17 protein-coding genes, 1 pseudogene and 1 riboswitch are annotated in these 20,911 nt (G+C 63.8%); of the genes and pseudogenes, 6 read left to right on the forward strand and 12 right to left on the reverse strand.

The window, feature by feature from the left end:
* Position 1 precedes the first annotated feature (1 nt).
* From ACVDG8_RS34790 to ACVDG8_RS34800, 3 genes are all read left to right on the forward strand, one after another.
* Positions 2-964 carry a type II secretion system F family protein gene (locus ACVDG8_RS34790; protein ID WP_447252516.1) on the forward strand — a complete coding sequence of 321 codons (963 nt, stop codon included), beginning with the start codon at positions 2-4 and terminating at the stop codon, positions 962-964.
* A 266-nt stretch (positions 965-1,230) separates the two neighbouring features.
* Positions 1,231-1,704 carry a tetratricopeptide repeat protein gene (locus tag ACVDG8_RS34795; protein WP_447252517.1) on the forward strand — a complete coding sequence of 158 codons (474 nt, stop codon included), beginning with the start codon at positions 1,231-1,233 and terminating at the stop codon, positions 1,702-1,704.
* Positions 1,705-1,864: 160 nt separating this feature from the next.
* On the forward strand, positions 1,865-3,037 hold the full coding sequence (locus ACVDG8_RS34800; protein WP_447252518.1) for a diguanylate cyclase: 1,173 nt from the start codon (positions 1,865-1,867) through the stop codon (positions 3,035-3,037).
* Between the two features lie 56 nt (positions 3,038-3,093).
* On the opposite strand, the gene gcvP is transcribed toward ACVDG8_RS34800, so the two are convergent.
* The 3 genes from gcvP to gcvT are packed head-to-tail and all read right to left on the reverse strand — an operon-like array spanning position 3,094 to position 7,397.
* A complete protein-coding gene (gcvP, locus tag ACVDG8_RS34805) occupies positions 3,094-5,904 on the reverse strand; it encodes an aminomethyl-transferring glycine dehydrogenase (protein WP_447252519.1) in 2,811 nt (936 codons plus the stop codon).
* A gap of 17 nt (positions 5,905-5,921) precedes the next feature.
* The gene (gcvH, locus tag ACVDG8_RS34810; protein ID WP_447252520.1) at positions 5,922-6,290 is read right to left on the reverse strand and encodes a glycine cleavage system protein GcvH; all 369 of its coding nucleotides are present in this window, start codon (positions 6,288-6,290) and stop codon (positions 5,922-5,924) included.
* A gap of 6 nt (positions 6,291-6,296) precedes the next feature.
* Positions 6,297-7,397, reverse strand: coding sequence for a glycine cleavage system aminomethyltransferase GcvT (gene gcvT / locus ACVDG8_RS34815; protein WP_455707436.1), 1,101 nt, complete (start codon positions 7,395-7,397; stop codon positions 6,297-6,299).
* Between the two features lie 148 nt (positions 7,398-7,545).
* Positions 7,546-7,633, reverse strand: a riboswitch (glycine riboswitch).
* A 250-nt stretch (positions 7,634-7,883) separates the two neighbouring features.
* Between gcvT and ACVDG8_RS34820 the strand changes: the two genes are divergently transcribed.
* Positions 7,884-8,888: a hypothetical protein gene (locus tag ACVDG8_RS34820; protein ID WP_447252522.1), complete on the forward strand. Its 1,005-nt coding sequence runs from the start codon at positions 7,884-7,886 to the stop codon at positions 8,886-8,888.
* Here the strand turns inward: ACVDG8_RS34820 and ACVDG8_RS34825 are convergent.
* The 7 genes from ACVDG8_RS34825 to ACVDG8_RS34855 form a co-directional block, all read right to left on the reverse strand.
* The gene (locus tag ACVDG8_RS34825; protein WP_447252523.1) at positions 8,885-9,316 is read right to left on the reverse strand and encodes a GNAT family N-acetyltransferase; all 432 of its coding nucleotides are present in this window, start codon (positions 9,314-9,316) and stop codon (positions 8,885-8,887) included. The genes ACVDG8_RS34820 and ACVDG8_RS34825 overlap by 4 nt on opposite strands.
* Positions 9,316-10,125 carry a molybdopterin-binding protein gene (locus ACVDG8_RS34830; RefSeq protein WP_447252524.1) on the reverse strand — a complete coding sequence of 270 codons (810 nt, stop codon included), beginning with the start codon at positions 10,123-10,125 and terminating at the stop codon, positions 9,316-9,318. Before ACVDG8_RS34830 ends, ACVDG8_RS34825 begins: the two co-directional genes overlap by 1 nt.
* Position 10,126: 1 nt before the next feature.
* Positions 10,127-11,008, reverse strand: a complete 882-nt coding sequence (locus tag ACVDG8_RS34835) for a cytochrome b/b6 domain-containing protein (protein WP_447252525.1) — start codon at positions 11,006-11,008, stop codon at positions 10,127-10,129.
* A 99-nt stretch (positions 11,009-11,107) separates the two neighbouring features.
* Positions 11,108-11,785, reverse strand: coding sequence for a DUF1345 domain-containing protein (locus ACVDG8_RS34840; protein ID WP_455707437.1), 678 nt, complete (start codon positions 11,783-11,785; stop codon positions 11,108-11,110).
* A gap of 31 nt (positions 11,786-11,816) precedes the next feature.
* Positions 11,817-12,284: a YaiI/YqxD family protein gene (locus ACVDG8_RS34845; RefSeq protein WP_447252527.1), complete on the reverse strand. Its 468-nt coding sequence runs from the start codon at positions 12,282-12,284 to the stop codon at positions 11,817-11,819.
* A gap of 65 nt (positions 12,285-12,349) precedes the next feature.
* The gene (gene gfa / locus ACVDG8_RS34850; protein WP_447252528.1) at positions 12,350-12,919 is read right to left on the reverse strand and encodes an S-(hydroxymethyl)glutathione synthase; all 570 of its coding nucleotides are present in this window, start codon (positions 12,917-12,919) and stop codon (positions 12,350-12,352) included.
* Positions 12,920-12,986: 67 nt separating this feature from the next.
* Entirely contained in the window at positions 12,987-14,114 is a 1,128-nt protein-coding gene (locus ACVDG8_RS34855) for an S-(hydroxymethyl)glutathione dehydrogenase/class III alcohol dehydrogenase (protein ID WP_447252529.1), read from the reverse strand.
* Positions 14,115-14,379: 265 nt separating this feature from the next.
* Here ACVDG8_RS34855 and ACVDG8_RS34860 point away from each other — a divergent pair.
* Positions 14,380-16,391, forward strand: a pseudogene (locus ACVDG8_RS34860) (acetyl-CoA carboxylase biotin carboxylase subunit).
* 106 nt (positions 16,392-16,497) lie between these two features.
* Here ACVDG8_RS34860 and ACVDG8_RS34865 read toward each other — a convergent pair.
* Both ACVDG8_RS34865 and ACVDG8_RS34870 read right to left on the reverse strand, forming a co-directional pair.
* Positions 16,498-16,920 carry a hypothetical protein gene (locus ACVDG8_RS34865; protein WP_447252531.1) on the reverse strand — a complete coding sequence of 141 codons (423 nt, stop codon included), beginning with the start codon at positions 16,918-16,920 and terminating at the stop codon, positions 16,498-16,500.
* A 31-nt stretch (positions 16,921-16,951) separates the two neighbouring features.
* Positions 16,952-17,251: a hypothetical protein gene (locus ACVDG8_RS34870; RefSeq protein WP_447252532.1), complete on the reverse strand. Its 300-nt coding sequence runs from the start codon at positions 17,249-17,251 to the stop codon at positions 16,952-16,954.
* Positions 17,252-17,413: 162 nt separating this feature from the next.
* Between ACVDG8_RS34870 and dnaE the strand changes: the two genes are divergently transcribed.
* Positions 17,414-20,911 (forward strand): DNA polymerase III subunit alpha, encoded by a 3,498-nt coding sequence (dnaE, locus tag ACVDG8_RS34875; RefSeq protein WP_447257174.1) that lies wholly within the window; start codon positions 17,414-17,416, stop codon positions 20,909-20,911.

Genomic DNA, 20,911 nt, shown 5'->3' on the forward strand with positions numbered 1-20,911 from the left:
GATGGAAGAATTTATCCGCTTCCTCGCTTCACTCGCTCCGACCTCGCTGCTGCCGGTGGCCCTGCTGCTTTTGGTGCTGGGCGGTGGCGCCGTGGCCTGGCCGCTGGTGCTTGCCAGGGGTGATCGCAGCGACGTCAAGCGCCGGCTGAAGGTCGAGGTGTTCCAACCCGTCGAGCAGGCGGAGCCGGCGCCCAAGAAGAACACAAATGTCGTGCGCGAGCAGGCGGTGAAACGCGCACAGGAATTTTATGCCAAAAGCGACCCGGAAAATGTCGCGCGCCTGCGCATGAAACTCATCCAGGCCGGCTATATGGAGCCGCGCGCCGTCGGCATGTTCTTCCTGATCCGGTTCTGCGCGCTGATCGGCACGGCGTTTGGGGCGTTCCTCGTCAATCAATGGTGGGCGAGCGCCGACTCGACCATGACCAGCCGCTGGGCCTTCGTCATCCTGTCGGGCGCCGGCGGTTATTTCCTGCCCGGCCTGGTGCTGACGCAGAAGGTGCGGGAAAAGATGCGCGAATACCGCAACGGCTTTCCCGACTTCATGGATTTGATGATTGTCTGCTCCGATGCCGGCATGAGCATGGAAGCCGGCATCGACCGCGTCTCCAGGGAACTCGGCAAGACCTATCCGTCGCTCAGCCAGAACCTGACGCTGGTGTCGCTGGAATTGCGGGCCGGCCGCAGCCTCGACGACGCGCTGAAAGCGCTTGCCGATCGCCTAAGCCTCGACGAGGTGCGCTCCTTCGCCACGCTCTTGCAGCAGTCGAAAGAGCTCGGCACCAGCCTGTCGGGCTCGCTGCGCGTCTTTTCCGACGAAATGCGCCATAAGCGCATGTCGCTGGCAGAAGAGAAGGCGCATGCCTTGCCCGCCAAAATGTCGGTCCCCGTGACGGTCTGCATCCTGCCGGTGGTGCTGATGATCGCTATCATCCCGATCATCGTGAAGCTGACGGCGCACTAGGATTCAGGTGAGGCCGGCCTGCAGATGGCGGCTTCCTGCGCTTCCGGTGCTCACGTACTTAAGTACGCTCCGCTCCGGTTCTCGGAACCCGCCATTTTCGACTCGGCCTGACCTGAATCCAGGCACGGCTGGCGCTGCCAGCCCTGGTTAACGCATCCTTGGCGCGCAACTAAAATTTAGCTGCATTTTAGCACCGAAGCTTAATCGCTCTCCTATATTGTTTTCCCTGAAGAACGACCCGGCAAATCGGGCGATGGGGCAGGGGCATGCGTCAGAAACTTCCCACGGTAGCGGCGGCGTTGGCGGCCGTCTTGATGATCACCGGCTGTACGACCAACAACACTATCGACGCGACCAAGACCACGGCGATCCAGCCGGTGGCCAAGGATGTCAGCGCCAATGACCTGGTGGAGGGCAAGGCGCAGTTCCGCGAGGCCAATTTCGGCCTTGCCGAACAGCATTTCCGCAAGGCGGTCGAGCTCAAATCCGACAATGCGGAGGCCTGGATGGGGCTTGCCGCATCCTATGACGAACTCGGACGTTTCGATTTCGCCGATCGCGCCTATGCGCAGCTTTTGAAGGTCGCCGGCCGCAAGCCGCAGATCGTCAACAATATGGGTTATTCGCAGCTCCTGCGCGGCAACAAGAAAAAGGCCAGGGCACTGCTGCTCGAAGCCAAGGCTGGCATGGCCGACCAGACCATGGTCAACGCCAATCTGGCGCTGCTCGACAGAGGCTGATCGGCTCCCGCAACGGGTCGGGCTTTTCACCTGACCCTATCGACGCTTTATAAACCCTGTATCGAGGTAGCATCGGACGCAACTCGAAATCGGTTTGCGCGGGGCGGCCACAACCTACATTGAGGGGCGACGAGACTCTTCGAGAGGCTATTCTTTACGCATGTTGGATTTCAGCTCGCTTCTGCTCGCGGCGGCGCTGTCGGGCACTTGCCTCAGCGTCACGATGTTTGCGATCTGGTTGACCACGCCGCGCGCCCGCTTCGTGCTGACCGTCGCCTGCGGCATCCTCGTGCTCGTCGCCCATGTCGTGCTGTTCTGGCGCTACACGAAGGACGCAAGCCCCTGGCTCTGCCAGATCGTGCTCGCCTTGCTCGGCTTGGGGTTCCTCGTCATGTGCCTGTCGGCGATGCAGTATCTCGGCATCCGCAATTACCGTCGCGCCATCGTGCCGGCGCTGGCGGCGATGGCCATATGCGCGCTGGTCACCTATCTCGGCTTTGACGGCGCCGGTTTCCTCATCACCTATGCGATGGTGACGGCGCTGCTTGCCGCGATCGGGACGATGTTCTGGATGAAGGGCGATCACGACCGCCGCATCCTGCTTGTCGTCTCGTTGCTGAGTGGCGTCTGCGGTCTATCATTCGCGCTCTGCGGCGCGGTTCTTCTGGTCAACGGGCAGTGGACGCTTGGCGGAGCGCCCGACAATTGGGCCGAGCGGCTGAACTCGGTCGTGTCGGTTGCCTGCATGACCGTGCTGGGCGCGCTGACGCTGTCGTTGCACCATCTGCAGGCACAAATCGAGCTCAGGGCCGAGACGATGACCGATCCGTTGACCGGGCTGATGAACCGGCGCGCCTTGAAGACGCTTTACGGCGATCGCGGCTTCGGCCCGTTCATGGCGATCGCCATGTTCGACCTCGACCACTTCAAGAGGACCAACGACGTCTTCGGCCACGCCGTCGGCGACCAGGTGCTGTGCCGTTTCGCGTCGGTGATCAGGAAATACGGCAAGACCGGCGTCGAAGCCTTTCGATTGGGTGGCGAGGAATTCGCGCTCGTCATCTCGCGCATGACGCCCGAGAAGGCGCACGATCTGGCAAGCCGGATTGGCGTTGCCTTCGGCACCGAGGTTGTTTCCACGCCGCGCGGCCCGTTGCGCAGCACGGTCAGCGGCGGCATGGGTTTCGGCACGGCCGAGGGCCGACCGCTGGAGGTGGTGCTGGCGGATGCCGACGCGGCGCTTTATGCGGCCAAGCGGGGCGGACGAAACCGCGTCGTCAAACAGGCCAAGGAGGGCCAGCCCGATACCGGGCCGGCCTTGCGCTCTGCCTGAATGCTTTTCCGCATGTCGTTTTCCCGCTTCGCACTTTGGGGCGACATGCGTTGAGCCTACTCGGCGGCGCCGAGATATTCCGACAGCGGCGGGCAGGAGCAGACCAAGTTGCGGTCGCCGGCGACATTGTCGATGCGCGACACCGGTGGCCAGTATTTCGCCGCGTTGTCGGCGTCACCCGCCGGATAGGCTGCCTCGAGGCGCGAATAGGGATGCTTCCACTCGCCGGCCAGCGCCTCGGCCGCCGTGTGCGGGGCATTGACCAGCGGGTTGTCCTCGAGCGGCCATTCGCCCTTGGCCACTTTCGCGGCCTCGCCGGCGATCGCGATCATCGCCTCGCAGAAGCGGTCGAGCTCGCGCTTGGGTTCGGACTCGGTCGGCTCGACCATCAGCGTGCCGGCAACCGGGAACGACATGGTCGGCGCGTGGAAGCCGTAGTCGATCAGCCGCTTGGCGATGTCGTCGACGCTGATGCCGGCGCTTTCCTTGAGCACGCGTGTGTCGAGAATGCACTCATGCGCGATGCGATCATGCCTGCCCTTGTAGAGGAGCGGGAAGTGCGGCGCGAGGCGCGTTGCCACATAGTTGGCCGAAACGATCGCCGTCTCGGTCGCCTGCTTCAAGCCGGCAGTGCCCATCATGCGGATATACATCCAGGTAATCGGCAGGATGGACGCGCTGCCAAAAGGCGCTGCCGCGACCGCATGAGCCGAGCCCTCGGTGACGTGTCCAGGCAGATAGGGTTTGAGATGCGCCCTGACGCCGATCGGGCCGACGCCCGGACCGCCGCCGCCATGCGGAATGCAAAAGGTCTTGTGCAGGTTCATGTGGCAGACGTCGGCGCCGATGTCGGCCGGCCGCGCCAGGGCGACCAGCGCGTTGAGGTTGGCGCCGTCGAAATAGACCTGGCCGCCATGTTCGTGGATGAGGGCGCAGAGATGGCGCGCGCCTTCCTCATAGACGCCATGCGTCGACGGATAGGTGAACATCAGCGCCGCGAGATTTTTGGAATGCTCGTTGGCCTTGGCCCGCATATCGTCCATGTCGATATTGCCGTCCTCAAGGCAACGCACGACGACGACACTCATGCCGGCCATCGCCGCGCTTGCCGGATTGGTGCCATGCGCTGAGGACGGGATCAGGCAGACGGTGCGATGGCCTTCGCCGCGCGCGCGGTGATAGGCGCGGATGGCGAGCAGGCCGGCATACTCGCCCTGGCTGCCGGCATTGGGCTGCAGGCTGACCGCATCGAAGCCGGTGATCTCCGACAGCCATCCCTCCAGTTCGGCAACCATGGCGCGATAGCCGGCCGAATGGCTTGCCGGCGCGAAGGGGTGGAGATTGGCAACGCTCGGCCAACTCACCGGCATCATTTCCGCCGCCGCGTTGAGCTTCATGGTGCAGGATCCGAGTGGGATCATGGTGCGGTCGAGCGCCAGATCCTTGTCGGCCAGCCGGCGCAGGAAGCGCATCATCTCGGTCTCGGAGCGGTTCTCGTGGAAGACCGGTTGGGTCAGGAACGCCTTGCCGCGCGGCTTGCCCGGCATTGACCCGGCATCGGCCGCGCCCGGCTTGGCATCGAACAAGGCGGCGATGGCCTCGAGATCGGCTTCCGTCGAGGTTTCGTCGAAAGCGATGCTGACACGGTCGGCATCGATGACGCGCAGCAACCGGCCGCCCTTTTCAGCGGCGGCGGCGATCGAAGCGGCCTTGCCCTTCACGTCGACAGTGACCGTATCGAAGCGGCGCGCGCCAAGCACGGCGACGCCTGCCGCCTTGAGGCCGGAAGCCAGCCGGTCGGCGAGCCCGTGGATGCACCCGGCGATCGCCTGCAGGCCGGCCGGACCATGCCAGATCGCATAGGCGGTCGCCATGTTGGCGAGCAGCGCCTGCGCCGTGCAGATGTTGGAGGTGGCCTTGTCGCGGCGGATGTGCTGCTCGCGCGTCTGCAATGCCAGGCGGTAGCCCGGGCGACCCTTGCTGTCGGTCGACTGGCCGACAAGGCGGCCGGGCATCAGGCGGGTCAGCTTGTCGGAGACCGCGCAATAGGCGGCGTGCGGGCCGCCAAAACCCATCGGCACGCCGAAGCGCTGCATCGGGCCGACAGCGATGTCGGCGCCGAGTGCGGCCGGCGCGTCGGTCAGCGTCAGCGCGAGCGGGTCGGCGATGAAGACGACCAGCGCGCCGGCGGCGCGGGCTTTGTCGATCGCCGCCTTGTGGTCGCCATAGACGCCGAATGTGTCGGGCCAGGAGACGAGCAGGGCCGCGGTGTTGTCGTCGATGCTTTCGCCGTCGATCTCGATACCGAGCGGCTCGGCGCGGGTGCGCACCACGTCCAGCGTCTGCGGATGCGGCGTGCCGGCAAGCGCCACCTTGGTGCGCTTGTCGCGGTGATGGCGCAGCGCGATGCCGACGGCCTCGGCGACAGCCGTCGCTTCGTCGAGCAGGGAGGCGGACGCCACCGGCAGGCCGGTGAGTTCGGCGACCAGGGTCTGGAAGTTGAACAGCATTTCCAGCCGGCCCTGGCTGATCTCGGCCTGATAGGGGGTGTAGGCCGTGTACCAGGCCGGGTTCTCGAACAGGTTGCGCTGGATGACCGGCGGCACAAGGACGCCGTGGTAGCCGGCGCCGATGAAGCTCTTCAGCACCGTGTTCTTGGCCATGATCGCCGACAGTTCGGCCAGTGCCTCGGCTTCGCTGGCTGGCGCCGGCAGGGTCAGCGGCAGGTCGAGGCGGATCGACTGCGGCACGGCCTGGCTGATCAGCGTCTCGACGGACGGAACGCCGATCACGGCAAGCATGGCTCTGACATCGTTGACGCCCGGGCCGATGTGGCGGGCCGAGAAGGGGGTAAGCGCTGTGGTCATGGCATCAAGTCCTGATTTCAGCCGATATGGGCTTTGTAGGCGGCCTCATCCATGAGGGCCGCGAGCTGGCCTTCGTCGGCAAGCCTCATCTTCCACAGCCAGCCGTCGCCGGTCGCCGCTGAATTGACCAGCGACGGGTCGGCCGACAGCGCGCCATTGGCTTCGGTGATCTCGCCGTCGACAGGGGCGTAGACGTCCGACGCGGCCTTGACGGATTCGACGACGACCGCAGTGTCGCCCTTGGTCAGCTTCTTGCCGGTTTCCGGCAGTTCGACGAAGACGAGATCGCCGAGTTGCTCCTGGGCGTAGTCGGTGATGCCGACCGTGGCGACGCCGCCTTCGACGCGCAGCCATTCATGGTCTTCGGTGAAATAGGTCTTTGCCATCGGGGCTTATCCTTTGCGGTAGCGGTGTGGGGTGAAAGGCAGGGAAACGATTTCGACGGGGATTTTTGTCCCGCGAACGTCGGCGAAGAGTTTCGTGCCGGGCTTGGCAAGTGGAGCGTTGACGTAGCCCATCGCAACCGGGTTACCCGCCGAAGGGCCGAAACCGCCGGAGGTGACATGGCCGGCCGGATTGCCGTCGGCATCGACCAGGGCGGCACCCGCGCGCACCGGCTGGCGGCCGTCGGGCTTCAGGCCGACGCGCTTCTGCGCGGCGCCCCGCTCGAGGATCGAGCGCAGAGCATCGGCACCGATGAAATGCCCGGACGCCCGCACGTCCTTGGGGATAGCCCACATCAGACCGGCGCTGGCCGGGTCGATCTCCGGCGTCAGGTCCTGGCCGTGCAGGCAGAGCCCGGCTTCGAGGCGCAAGCTGTCGCGCGCGGCAAGTCCGATCCACAGCACGCGCTCGTCCTCGAGCAGTTTCGCAAGCAGTTCCCGCGCGTCCGCCTCCGGCAGGCCGATCTCGAAACCGTCCTCGCCGGTGTAGCCGGAGCGGCTCATGAACCAGTTTGGCCGGGGTTCGACACCGTGCATGAAGAGCAGCGTGCCGGTCTCGATGCCGGCCCGGGCAAGGGCTGCCCAGGCGTCGGGGCCCTGGATCGCAAGGAAGACGCGGTCGAGCGGCTCGACCTTGGCGTCGAAATCCGCGGCCAGCGCCTTGAGGTGCTTTTCGTCCTCGATCGCATTGCCGGCGTTGGCCACGACCATGAAGCGGTCGGCGCCGAGCCGGGTCACGATCAGGTCGTCGATGATGCCCGCGGCCTCGTTGAGGAAGAAGGTGTATTTGGACTGCGAGATCTCGAGCGCGCCGACATCGAGCGGGCAGGCGCGGTTGAGGAGGTCGGCAGCGCCCGGGCCGCTGACAACGAACAGTTTCATATGCGAGATGTCGAACAGGCCGGCATGCTCACGCGTATGAAGATGCTCCTTCATCACGCCGGCCGGGTATTGCAGCGGCATCGACCAGCCGGCAAAGGCGCCAAAGCGTACGCCTGCGGCGGCATGCAAATCTTCAAGGGGTAAATGTCGGGTGTCTTGGCTCGTCATGTCTTCTCCAGAGTCGCACGCGATCGACCGCCATTTGGCGGTCTAGTCGTGCCCCTCTGTCTGAAGCCTGAGAGACTCGCGCAGCCGGAACTCTGTCAGCGGCGCTTACACCTTCGGCGCGGGAAGATCTCGACTTTCCAGAGTGTCTTTCCCGTCTACGGTTCTTTTTGCCTGAGAGATTTCGGGCGATTTCCCCTTCGGCGACAGCTTTCGCTGCTCTCTCCCGCAAACAGGTAGGACTCAGTCACCTGAGCCCTCGACGCGCCATCCATAGCCCGTCGGCGACACCTTGTCACCTCCCAGCGACATCTAAAGCTGGGTCGATATTCAGGTGAGGCCGGCCTGACCTGAATATCGACCCACCTCACGCGCCGCGCCGACAAGTCTTCGCTAACCACGCCATTTGGCGGTTTCTCAAGACAATGCTGATACAACCAGCGGGATAAGTTGGGTTCGCCGACAACGGGCGACGGGCGGGGACGACAGATGGGCGAATTGATCATGAGCGCTCCGGTGGCGGGGCTGACCTCGAAAAATCGGATCGCGGCCGAGGATGTGGCGATGCTGCGCCGCGAAGTCTTCGCGGACGGCGTCGTGACCCGCGGCGAGGCCGAAGCGCTGTTCGCGCTCGACCAGACGGCGCGCGACAAATGCGCGGAATGGGCGCCGTTCTTCGTCGAGGCGGTGACCGACTACATCGTCCATCAGGAGAAGCCCGAAGGCTATATCTCGCAAGAGAACGCAGACTGGCTGATCCGCACCATCTCGCGCGACGGCATGGTCGACAGCCGCACGGAGCTCGAGCTTCTGGTGCATGTACTGGAGGAAGCAAAGTCCTCGCCGGAGAAGCTTTCGGCCTACGCGCTGGAGCAGGTCGCTCACGCGGTGATCGATGGCAACGGGCCGTTGATGCGCGGCGGCAGCCTGGTTTCCGGTCACATCGCCAAGGCCGAGGTCGATCTGTTGCGCCGCATCCTCTACGCCTATGGCGGCGCCGGCAACATCGCCGTCAGCAAGGCCGAGGCGGAAATCCTGTTCAGGATCAACGACCAGACCGCGGCGACCGGCAACGATCCGTCCTGGAACGACCTTTTCGTCAAGGCGATCGCCAATTACGTCATGTGCTCGGCCGGTTACGAGCCGCCGACGCGCGAAGTTGCCTTGCGCCACGAGACCTTCCTTGAAGAAGCGGAGCCGACGCTTGGCGGTTTCTTCAGCCGCATGGTTTCGGGCGGGCTCGCCGGCATTCGGGAAGCCTACCAATCGCCCGGCGACATCGAGGCGGAGTGGGAGGCCAAGAACAGGGCGGCCGAGGCGCTAGCCCGCCGCGCCGAGACGATCGACGCCAGCGAGGCCAAGTGGCTGGCCGAGCGCGTCGGCGACGGCCAGCGTCCATTGCGCGACAACGAGCGGGCCTTGCTGACGCTGATCAAGCACGCTTCGCCGGAAATCCATCCAGCCTTGAAGCCGCTGCTCGACAAGGTGGCTTAGTCGCCAACTGCAATCGTTTTGCAGAAGATGATGTTGGAACGGCCCTCGGGCCATCCGGCAAGTTCCGCCATCCGCTCGAAACCGGCTTTCTCGTACAGGCGCGGCGCCTGGAAGTCGTGCGTCGAAACCCAGATGCGCCGTGCGCCTCGATCGGCCGCTTCGGCCACGAAGGCGGCCAGCAGGCCAAGGCCATGGCCAAGGCCTCGACAGGCTTCATCGACCCACATCAGCTCAAGTTCGGCGATCCCGGCCCAGGAATAGCCGGCGGCGATGCCGACGACCTCTTCCCCGGCGTCGCGTAGCACATAGACGAGGCTGCGGTCGTCATCGCGATCCGTCCGCTGCCGGTTGTCCCGGTTAAGCCGCTCTTCGATCGCGTTCAGTTCGGCCAGGGAGAGGTCAGGCTCGGCCTGCAGGCGAGGGGCCATCAAATCCCGCCATACCAGTCGTAGCCATTGTCTTCCCAGTAGCCGCCACGGCCGCCGCCGATAGTGGCGAAACTGTCGACCAGCTCGATCTTGTAGAGGTATTTCGGCATCTTGTAGCCGAGCTGGCGCTCGACGCGCACACGCAGCGGCGCGCCGTTCTCGACCGGCAGCGGCTTGCCGTTGAGACCGTAGGCCAAAATCGTCTGCGGATGGCGGGCGTCGATCAGGTCGATGGTGCCATAGTATTTCACATCGCCGGACAGGCTCTGCTCGATCGTGTCGAGGCAGTGGAACATGACATAGCGCGCCTGCGGCTTGACCACGGCCTGGTCGAGCAGAAGCGACAGCGGCGTCCCGGTCCATTTGGCGATGCAACTCCAGCCCTCGACGCAATCATGGCGAGTGATCTGGGTGCGGCTCGGCATGTTCTGCAGCTGCTCGCGGCTGAGCGACAGCGGCTTTTCGACGAGGCCGGTGACCTGCAGCCGCCAGTCGGCGAAATTGTTGGCGAGCAGGCCCTTGTAGGTATCGTCGTCTGGCGCGGTGACGCCGTTTGGCCGTTGCGGCTGGCGGATGTCGGCCTCGGTGAATTCGGGCGCCAACGCGTCGCGGCCGGCAAGCAGGCGCTGCGCGCGGTGGGTCAGGCCGTTGGCGTTTTCGAGGAAGCTGCGCAAACCGCCGCCGATGCCGAGGCCGCTGTCGAAGGCATCGCAGCCCGACAATGCGATGCCGGACAGGCCAAGGCTGGCAGCAGTCATGAACTTCCGTCTGCTGATTTGGAAATTGGGGCTAATCTCAAACTTGGCCATGTCAGTGGCTCCTCTCGGTCGGATCGCCGGGCTTTGCCGGAGGATCGGTGCGGTACCAGCCGGTGATGATCGAGCGCAGTTCGTTGATCGGCCCGGCGGCGAGGATCATCACAATGTGGATGACGAAGAAGCTGACGAGCAGCAACATGACGGTGAAATGGATGGTGCGCGCCGTCTGCCTGCCGCCGAGGATTTCATTGAGCCAGGGCAGCACCGAATCCATGCTCGGCGACATAGCAAGGCCGGTGACGATCATCAGCGGCAGCAGCACGAAAAGCACGCCGCCATAGGCCATTTTCTGCAGCGTGTTGTATTCGCGCGTGTGGTGGAATTTCAGCCTGGCGTGGTCGACGATGTCGCGCGGAAGCTTGCGCAAATCGTCGAGACGCGGTGCCAGATCGCGGCGGATGTGGCCGTTGACGAGGCCGGCGATCAGCCAGACCAGCAGCGTCGTGGTGAGCACCCAGGCGAAGAAGAAATGCACGACGCGGGCGGTGCCGAGATCGTAATAGGACGGGATCGTCGCCCAAGACGGAAAGGCGCGCTGGGTTTCCTGTCCAGGCGGCCCCGACCAGCCGAGCACGCCCGTGGTGTTGAAACGATGGCCGAAGATCTCCGTGAAGCCGCGCGGACCGGTGGCGGTGTTTTCGGCGCCGATCTGCAGGATGGTGTTGTTGAACTCGAAGCCCGACTGCTTGCCGATATAGAGCTGCGGCCGCGCGTTGAAGATCTGCAGGCCGGAGAGCAGCATGAAAAACAGCGAGAAGGCCCAAAGCCAATGGGTCAGGCGCGTCCAGCCCGATTGCCGGTAAATGAGCGGCCTGTTTGTTGGCGCAGGCTTGTCGGTCTCGGCTAACGGCTCTCTGCTGGCAGTGGCTTCCATGTTCGTCTCCGGCCGTGCATCGCTTGCCGCCTCCCGGCTTGCGTTCTTCCTCTCAATACGCGCTCAAGCAAAGCGTTGTTTCACGCGATCACGGATTTATTACGGAGCACCGAGGCTGACCGCGAGATTGACCGCCGCGGCGACGATCACCGTGTTGAAGAAAAACGACAGGATCGAATGGACGAGCACCACGCGGCGCATATGCGTCGTCGAGATGTTGGTGTCGGCGGTTTGCGCCGTCATGCCGATGACCGCCGAAAAATAGAGGAAATCCCAGCCTTCAGGCCGTTTGTCACCCGGGAACAGCAGCCCGCCGACCGGGGTTTTCTTCTTGGTTCCGGCATCGACCTCGTCGCCATCCATCCAGTAGACATGGGCATAGTGAAGTGCAGCCATGGCATGGATTGTGAACCAGCCGAGCGGGATGGACAGCAGCGCAGATCCAAGTTCGACAGGATGGCCTTTGTCCTTCTGGTTGATCAGCAGGAACAAGGAGATGACAGCAACAGCTACGACGATGAGCGTGACCGCGAATATGACCAGAACCGGCTGGTCCGCGGCGCGCGCGTTCTTGCTCAGATAGGTACCGGTGAATTTCGGCATCTGCGCGACGACAAGAATGACGTAGGCGGCAAAGAACGCGTTGGCGCCAATCGAATAAGCGAGCGGGGCGTGCAGCAGCAACGCGACGGCCAGCGCTGCGATGCCCAGGCAGGCTGACACCGCGAACAGCATGTGACGCTGCATGGGTTTCTTCATTGGGACTTCAGCAGCCATGTCGGTTCCGACCTTTTATGGCGCTCGGTTTCTAATGCGGTGTGGCGGATTTAAGCGCGCGCCGCAAGATGCGGTCGAGCTCGCCAAGAAAACGCGAGCGGTCTTGCGGCGCGAAACTGGCGTTGTAGCCCTTGCTTTCACCGGTCTCGCGCAGATGCTGCTTCAAATCACGCATCGCCACGGCCATGCCAATGGTTTCGGGCGTGAACAGGCGGCCGGTGGGTCCCAGCACATGCGCGCCGAGCGCCACCGTGCGCGCGGCGAGCGGGATGTCGGCCGTCACCACGACGTCGTTGGCCCTGGCATTCTCCACGATCCAGTCATCCGCGGCATCGGCGCCCTTGGACACGACGACATTCCGGATCATCGGGTCGCGCGACGGGCGCAGGCCGCCATTGGAGACATAGGTCACCACGACGCCATGGCGTTCGGCGACCTTCTCGACCTCGGCCTTGACCGGACAGGCGTCGGCATCGACGTAGATGATGGGTGCAGGCAATCGGTGCTCCAAATGTACAAAAGGGCCGGCGCTGGCCGGCCCTTTCGCATGAAATGTCGCGCTTGTCAGGCCGGTAATGCGCCGGACCTCTTGGCCGTCCAGGTGGCGATGTAGTCCATCAGGCCGGGGTTGAGGCAGTCATAAGGCTCCAGCCCGATCGATTTCAGCTGGCCGCGGATGCCGTCCATGCGTTTGGGATCGACACCGGATTCGATGATCGACGAGACGAAAGCGGTGAAGCCCGGCGGCGACCAGCCGTCTTCCTCGAAGCGCTCGGGATGGATGAAGGTCAGGCCCTTGAATGGATGGTCGCGCTCGACCGGGCCATGCATGTGAACGCCGCAGCCTGTGCAGGCATGGCGCTGGATCAGCGCTGCCGGATCGACCACCTTCAACTTGTCGCCGTTCTCGGTGACGCTGACGTCACCCGTGCCGGCGACGGCCACGACCGAGAACACAGCACCGTCCGGCTTCCAGCACTTCGTGCAGCCGCAGGCGTGGTTGTGGGCGATCTGGCCCTTGACCTTCACCTTCACCGGCTTGCTGGTGCAGGCGCAGACCAGCGTGCCGCCGGCAAAGCCAGCGCTTTCCTTCGGCAAGCCATTGTCGATCTTCGGATGCAGTTTCTCCGCCATTTTCTTCTCCTCCCAGTTGTGAACCACAGAGGTCGCAGGCCGGTTGGCCGGCGGCGTGTGGCTTGCTTCAATAGACCACCACACTCCGGATCGACTTGCCCTCGTGCATGAGGTCGAAGCCCTTGTTGATGTCCTCCAACTTCAACGTGTGGGTGATCATCGGGTCGATCTGGATCTTTTTCTCCATGTACCAGTCGACGATTTTCGGCACGTCGGTGCGGCCGCGCGCGCCGCCAAAGGCGGTGCCCATCCAGCTGCGCCCGGTGACCAGCTGGAACGGCCTGGTCGAAATCTCCTGGCCGGCGCCGGCAACGCCGATGACGACCGACTTGCCCCAGCCGCGATGCGAGGCTTCCAGCGCCTGGCGCATCACCTTGGTGTTGCCGGTGCAGTCGAAGGTGTAGTCGGCGCCGCCGATCTGGTCGGCGCCGCGCTTGGTCATGTTGACCAGATGCGGAACGATGTCGCCGTCGATCTCCTTCGGATTGACGAAATGCGTCATGCCGAACTTCTCGCCCCAGGCCTTCTTGTCGTTGTTGAGGTCGACGCCGATGATCATGTCGGCGCCCGCCAGCTTCAGGCCCTGGATGACGTTCAAGCCAATGCCGCCGAGACCGAAGACGACAGCGGTGGCGCCTTGCTCGACCTTGGCGGTGTTGATGACGGCGCCGATGCCGGTGGTGACGCCGCAGCCGATGTAGCAGATCTTGTCGAAGGGCGCGTCCGGATTGACCTTGGCAACGGCAATCTCGGGCAGGACCGTAAAATTGGAGAAGGTCGAGCAGCCCATATAATGAAAGATCTTGTCCTTGCCGATCGAGAAGCGCGACGAGCCGTCCGGCATCAGGCCTTGGCCTTGCGTGGCTCGGATGGCGGTGCACAGGTTCGTCTTCCTTGACAGGCAGGACGGGCATTGCCGGCATTCGGGTGTGTATAGCGGGATGACGTGGTCGCCCTTCTTGACCGAGGTGACGCCCTTGCCGACATCGACGACAATGCCGGCGCCCTCATGGCCGAGGATCGCCGGAAACAGGCCTTCCGGATCGGCGCCCGACAGCGTGAACTCATCGGTGTGGCAGATGCCGGTCGCCTTGATCTCGACCAGCACCTCGCCCTCGCGCGGACCGTCGAGGTCGACCTCCATGATCTCCAGCGGCTTTCCGGCGGCGACAGCGACTGCGGCGCGGGTTTTCATCAGGCAATTCCTCCCATGCGATTTTGGCCCCAAGCTTTCAGCATTCTCGTGCTCATTCAACCCGTTTTGACGACCAATGATGACGCAAAATCATTCTGATGACGCAAAATCATTCGTCCACATTCCTTCATCGTCCCACTGGCTGTCCGCGGGATCAGGTCTGCGGGCAAGCCGGAGGTTGACCTCGCACACAATGGCACGGTGCTTGAGCCCGCGTGCCGAAGCCCATAAGAAGGAACAAAGAATACCCCAGGGAACGCCTTTAATGTTCACGAAAATCCTGATCGCCAATCGCGGCGAGATCGCCTGCCGCGTGATCAAGACGGCGCGCAAGATGGGGATTGCCACCGTTGCGGTCTATTCCGATGCCGATCGCGATGCCGTGCATGTCGAGATGGCCGACGAAGCCGTACATATCGGGCCCTCGCCCGCGGCGCAGAGCTACCTCGTGCCGGAGAAAATCATCGCCGCCTGCAAGGAGACGGGAGCGGAGGCGGTGCATCCCGGCTACGGGTTCCTGTCGGAGCGTGCGGCCTTCTGCCAGGCGCTCGAAGCGGAAGGCATCGTCTTCATCGGCCCGAAGCCCAAGGCTATTCAGGCGATGGGCGACAAGATCGAATCGAAGAAGTTCGCCAATGCGGCGAAAGTCTCGACGGTTCCCGGCTGGCTCGGCGTCATCGAAGACGCCGACCACGCCGAGAAGATCGCCGGCGAGATCGGCTATCCGGTGATGATCAAAGCCTCGGCCGGCGGCGGCGGCAAGGCATGCGCATCGCCTGGAGCCAGGCGGAGGTGCGCGACGGCTTCGATCGGGCACGTTCGGAGGCCAAAAGCTCGTTCGGTGACGATCGCGTCTTCATCGAAAAATTCGTCGTCGATCCGCGCCATATCGAGATCCAGGTACTGGCCGACGCGCACGGCACGGCCCTTTATCTCGGCGAGCGTGAATGCTCGATCCAGCGCCGCAACCAGAAGGTCGTCGAGGAGGCGCCGTCGCCGTTCCTCGACGCCAAGACCCGCAAGGCGATGGGCGAGCAGGCGGTGGCGCTGGCCAAGGCCGTCGACTACCAGAGCGCCGGCACGGTCGAGTTCATCGTCGACAAGGACAAGAACTTCTATTTCCTTGAAATGAATACGCGATTGCAGGTCGAGCATCCGGTGACGGAGCTGGTCACCGGCATCGATCTGGTCGAGCAGATGATCCGGGTTGCCGCCGGCGAGAAGCTCGCCATCAAGCAGAGCGACGTGAAGCTCAATGGCTGGGCCGTCGAGAGCCGGCTCTACGCCGAGGATCCTTTCCGCAACTTCCTGCCCTCGATCGGCCGGCTGACGCGCTACCGTCCGCCGGAGGAAGGCATGTTCGGCGACATCGTCGTGCGCAACGATACCGGTGTCACCGAAGGTTCGGAAATCTCGATGTTCTACGATCCGATGGTGGCGAAGCTCTGCACCTGGGCGCCGACCAGGCTGCAGGTCGTCGACGCCATGTCGGTGGCGCTGGACAGCTTCGTCGTCGACGGCATCGAGCACAACATCCCGTTCCTGGCCGCATTGATGCAGCATCCTCGCTGGCGCGAGGGTCGGCTGTCGACCGGCTTCATCGCCGAGGAATATCCGCACGGGTTTGCGCCGATCGAACCCGACAGCAAGGAAAAGGCAGTGTTTGCCGCGATCGCGACCGCGATCGAATTGCTGCGCCGTGATCGGCTCGACCGTCTGAGCGGACGGTTGGCGCCGCATTCAGGCCACCTCAAGCCTGACTGGGTGGTGAAGATCGGTTCCGATTATTTCTCGGTCGCCATCGTTGACGGCATGGTTTCCATTCCGATGGAGGCTGATCTGTCGGTCGATGGCGGCAAGCCGCTGACGGTTGCCTCCGACTGGCGGCCCGGCGATGCGATCTGGCACGGCACGGTCGATGGCAAGGCAATAGCGGCGCAAATCCGCCCGGTGCTGAACGGACTGCGCATCGCCTGGAAGGGCATGTCGGTGACGACGCGCGCCATGCTGCCGCGCACGGCGGAGCTGGAAAGGCTGATGCCGGAGAAGGTGGCACCGGACACGTCCAAGATGCTGCTTTGTCCGATGCCGGGCCTAGTAGTGTCGATCGCGGTTATCGTGGGGCAGGAGGTCAAGGCCGGCGAGACGCTGGCCGTGGTCGAGGCGATGAAGATGGAGAATGTGCTGCGCGCCGAACGCGACCTGACGGTCGCCAAGCTCAACGCCAAGCCCGGCGACAGTTTGGCGGTGGACGCCGTGATCATGGAATTCGCCTGAAGGCCTGTCGATATTCAGGTGACGCCTGCCTGACCTGAATCTCAACAGGCTTGCAGCGGGAACGGAGCCGTAGCTCCGCCCCCGCTGTCTGACGCTTTTTGTTGGATCAGACGTTTTCGGCGACGGCGCTATGGTCCGTGACGACGAAGACGCAAGCCCGACAAGCGTCGGCGCCACGCTGCGAATACCAGCGGCAGGTGCCGCGGATGACACAGCGCGGCAGGTGCTCGACCGGCATTATATTCTGGTCCGCCATGCCGGTGAGCACCTTTTCGATCACGCCGCAGGAATTGCCGGTCCACTGCCTGCATTTGCCCTCGACGCAGCGGCCGCCAAAGCGGAAGCGCGCTTCCGGCACGCCCGACTTGCTGGCCTCTTCGACGAAGCCGGCATCGATCTCGAGCCGCGTCGGCAGCGGCTGGACGATGCCGTCGTCGCCGACCACGCCAATCAGGAGGTTGCCGGGTTCGGCGCGGGCGCTGGGGCAGGATTTCTCGCCATCGCTGGCGATGCTGGATTTGGCTGGCATGGTCCGCCTCTCTTCCTCGGCGAGCGCCAAGTCAGCGCATCATGCCGGCGACCTGCTTCTCGACGGCGGCGATCTGCGCCTGGTCGATATGGGCGACGAGGCCCAGCCAATCCTTGGGGAATTTCAGCACGAGCTGCGGCTCGGTATGGGTTTCGGCGATCGCCTTCAGCACTGCCTGCTGGATGGTGCCGGCAAGCTTGGCGTCAGCGCCCTTGGCGAGCTTGAGACCGGAAACGTCGACGACAAAACGATTGGCCGTGGAAAGTCTCCTCGATGAAAATGCTTGAAATTTACGCGAGGCAACGTGCCGGAGGGCAGCGGCGTCGGCCATGAAGCGCTTCACAGTGCCGGCAACCGCCCATTGGTTTGCGGGGACGAGACGTCGTTTCGCTGGCGGATGGTGCGGTGGACGACTAAATTAGCCTCGATCCGAGATTCTCGAACAGCAGCAGGGCGCAACCGGGTGGCAGACGCAGCAACGATACGCGATCCGCTGAAGCGGGAAGCCAATGAAAGGGCAAGCCGGCCCGAAGCGCCGGCGCGGACTTTTATTCATCTGCGCGTGCATTCGGCCTATTCGCTGCTCGAAGGCGCGCTGCAGCTTGGCGCGGTCGTTGGCCATGCGGTCAAGGACGAGGCGCCGGCGATCGCCGTTACCGACACCAATAATTTGTTCGGTGCGCTGGAATTTGCGCAAAAGGCGGTCAAGGACGGCATCCAACCGATCATCGGCTGCCAGGTCGATCTCGCTTTTGCCGGCGAGGCGACCGAGGCTCAGCGCGACCGCCGCCGGCAAGGACCGGACATGTCGCCTGTCGTGCTGATCGCCGCCAGCGAAGCCGGTTACGGCAATCTGGTGCGGTTGATCAGCAAGATCTACCTGGAGACGCCGCCCGGCGAGCCGGTGCATCTGACCAGCACCATGCTGGAAGGCAAAAGCGATGGGCTGATCTGCCTTACCGGCGGCCCGCGCGGCCCAATTGGCGCGGCGCTGAAGGCCGATCGGCGCGATCTCGCCGAACAACGGCTGCTTTTCCTCAAAGGTCTGTTCGGCGACCGGCTTTATGTCGAGCTGGAACGGGTCGCCGGCTACGACCGGATGGTGGAAAAATCGACGGTCGATCTTGCCTATACGCATGAGCTGCCGCTGGTCGCCACCAACGAGGCGTTCTTCTCCAAGCGCGACGACTACGAGGCGCATGATGCACTGATCGCGATTGCCGAAGGCTCGGTGGTGGCCGCCGACAACCGCCGGCGGCTGGCCGTGGATAATTTCCTGCGCAGCCAGGCTGATATGGCGCGGCTGTTTTCCGACCTGCCGGAAGCGATCGATAACACTGTCGAGATCGCCATGCGCTGCTCTTATTATCCGAAGAACCGCAGTCCGATCCTGCCGCGCTTCACCGGCGCCGACGCTTCCGACAAGGATGCGGCCGAGAAGGCCGAGGCCGCCGAACTGGCCCGTCAGGCGCGAGAAGGCCTGGATGCGCGGCTTGCAGTGCATGGCCCGACGTCTGGCTACACGGTCGAGCAATATCGCGAGCGGCTTGAATTCGAGCTCGGCATCATCGAGAAGATGAAGTTCCCGGGCTACTTCCTGATCGTTGCCGACTTCATCAAATGGGCCAAGGCGCAAGGCATACCGGTCGGGCCGGGCCGCGGTTCGGGCGCCGGTTCCCTGGTCGCCTATTCGACGACGATCACCGACATCGATCCGCTGCGCTTCTCGCTGCTGTTCGAGCGCTTCCTCAACCCCGACCGCGTGTCGATGCCCGACTTCGACATCGACTTCTGCCAGGACCGGCGCGAGGAGGTCATCCGCTACGTCCAGCAGAAATACGGCCGCGACCAGGTCGGCCAGATCATCACCTTTGGTACGCTGCAGGCCCGCGCCGTGCTGCGCGACGTCGGCCGCGTGCTGCAGATGCCTTACGGCCAGGTCGACAAGCTGTCGAAAATGGTGCCGCAGAACCCGGCCAATCCGGTCAAGCTGGCGGATGCCATCGCCAACGAGCCGCGCTTTGCCGAGGAGGCCGAGAAGGAACCGATCGTCCAGACGCTGCTCGACATGGCGCAGAAGCTCGAAGGCCTTTACCGCCATGCTTCGACGCACGCCGCCGGTATCGTTATCGGCGACCGGCCTTTGTCCGAGCTGGTGCCGATGTACCGCGATCCACGCTCGGACATGCCGGTCACCCAGTTCAACATGAAATATGTCGAGCAGGCCGGGCTGGTGAAGTTCGACTTCCTCGGCCTGAAGACGCTGACCGTGCTGGAGACGGCGGTGAAACTGATCCGCCGGCGCGGCATCGACATCGACCTGGCGACGATCCCGCTCGACGATCCGGACACCTACGCCATGCTGTCGCGCGGTGAAGTGGTCGGCGTGTTCCAGGTGGAAAGTGCCGGCATGCGCAAGGCGCTGATCGGCATGCGGCCCGACTGCATAGAGGACATCATCGCGCTGGTCGCGCTCTATCGTCCTGGCCCGATGGAGAACATCCCGACCTACAACGCCAGAAAGCATGGCGAGGAGGAGATGGCCTCCATCCATCCCAAGATCGACCATCTGGTGAAGGAGACGCAAGGCGTCATCGTCTATCAGGAACAGGTCATGCAGATCGCGCAGGAACTGTCCGGCTATTCGCTCGGCGAGGCCGACCTTCTGCGCCGCGCCATGGGCAAGAAGATCCGCGCCGAGATGGACAAGCAGCGCGAGCGCTTCGTCACCGGCGCGGTCGAGCGCGGCGTCGGCAAGCCGCAGGCCGACTTCATATTCGACCTTCTGGCAAAATTCGCCGACTACGGCTTCAACAAGTCGCATGCCGCGGCTTACGCAGTCGTCTCCTACCAGACCGCCTATCTCAAGGCGCATTATCCGGTCGAGTTCCTCGCCGCGTCGATGACGCTCGACATGGGCAACACCGACAAATTGGCCGATTTCCGCCAGGATGCGCTGCGCCTCGGCATCGAAGTGGTGGCGCCGTCGGTGATGTCGAGTTTCCGCGCCTTCGAGGTCGGCGAAAACAAGATCTTCTATTCGCTGGCAGCGCTGAAGGGCGTCGGCGATGCGGCGGTCGAGCATATTGTCGAGAAGCGCGGCGAAAAGCCGTTCAAGAACCTCGCCGATTTCTGCGAGCGCGTCGATCCGAAGATCGTCGGCAAGCGCGTCTTCGAAAGCCTGATCATGGCCGGCGCGCTCGATTGCTTCGGCCATGATCGCGCCCAGATGATGGCAGGTGTGGAGCGGATGATGGGCCTTGCCTCGCTGGCGCAGCAGAATGCGATCTCGGGACAGGCCGACATCTTCGGCGCTTCGCTTGGCAGCCAGTCGCAGGCGCTCAATCTGCCGGCAACCGATCCGTGGCTCGCCGCGGACAAGCTGCACCGCGAGTTCCAGGTGGTCGGCTTCTACCTCTCGGCGCATCCGCTCGATGAATACAAGGCAGCGCTCCAGAAGATGCGGGTGCAGAACTGGGGCGAATTCTCGGCCGCGGTCAAACGCGGTGCCGCCGCCGGCCGTCTGGCCGGGACGGTTACCACCAAGCAGGAGCGTAAGACGCGCACCGGCAACAGGATGGGCGTCGTGGCCTTTTCCGACACGACGGGGCAATATGAGGCTGTGCTGTTCTCCGAGGGCCTAGCCCAGTATCGCGACATGCTGGAGCCCGGCCGCTCCGTGGTGATCACGGTTTCGGCCGAGGACCGGCCGGAAGGCATCAATCTGCGCATCCAGACGGTGCAGTCGCTGGAGGATGAAGCGAGCCGCATCCAGAAGGCGCTGCGCATCTTCGTGCGCGACGCCGCGCCGATCAACACGCTTGCCGGCCAGCTAACCGTGAAGGGTGAAGGGCAGGTGAGCTTCGTCCTGATCAAGGAAGCCGGCCAGGGCGAGGTGGAAATCGAGCTGCCCAACCGCTACCGCATCTCGCCGCAGGTCGCGTCGGCGATGCGCGCGGTGCCGGGCGTGGTCGAGGTCGAGCTGGTTTAG

This window comes from Mesorhizobium sp. ORM8.1, from assembly GCF_053005525.2.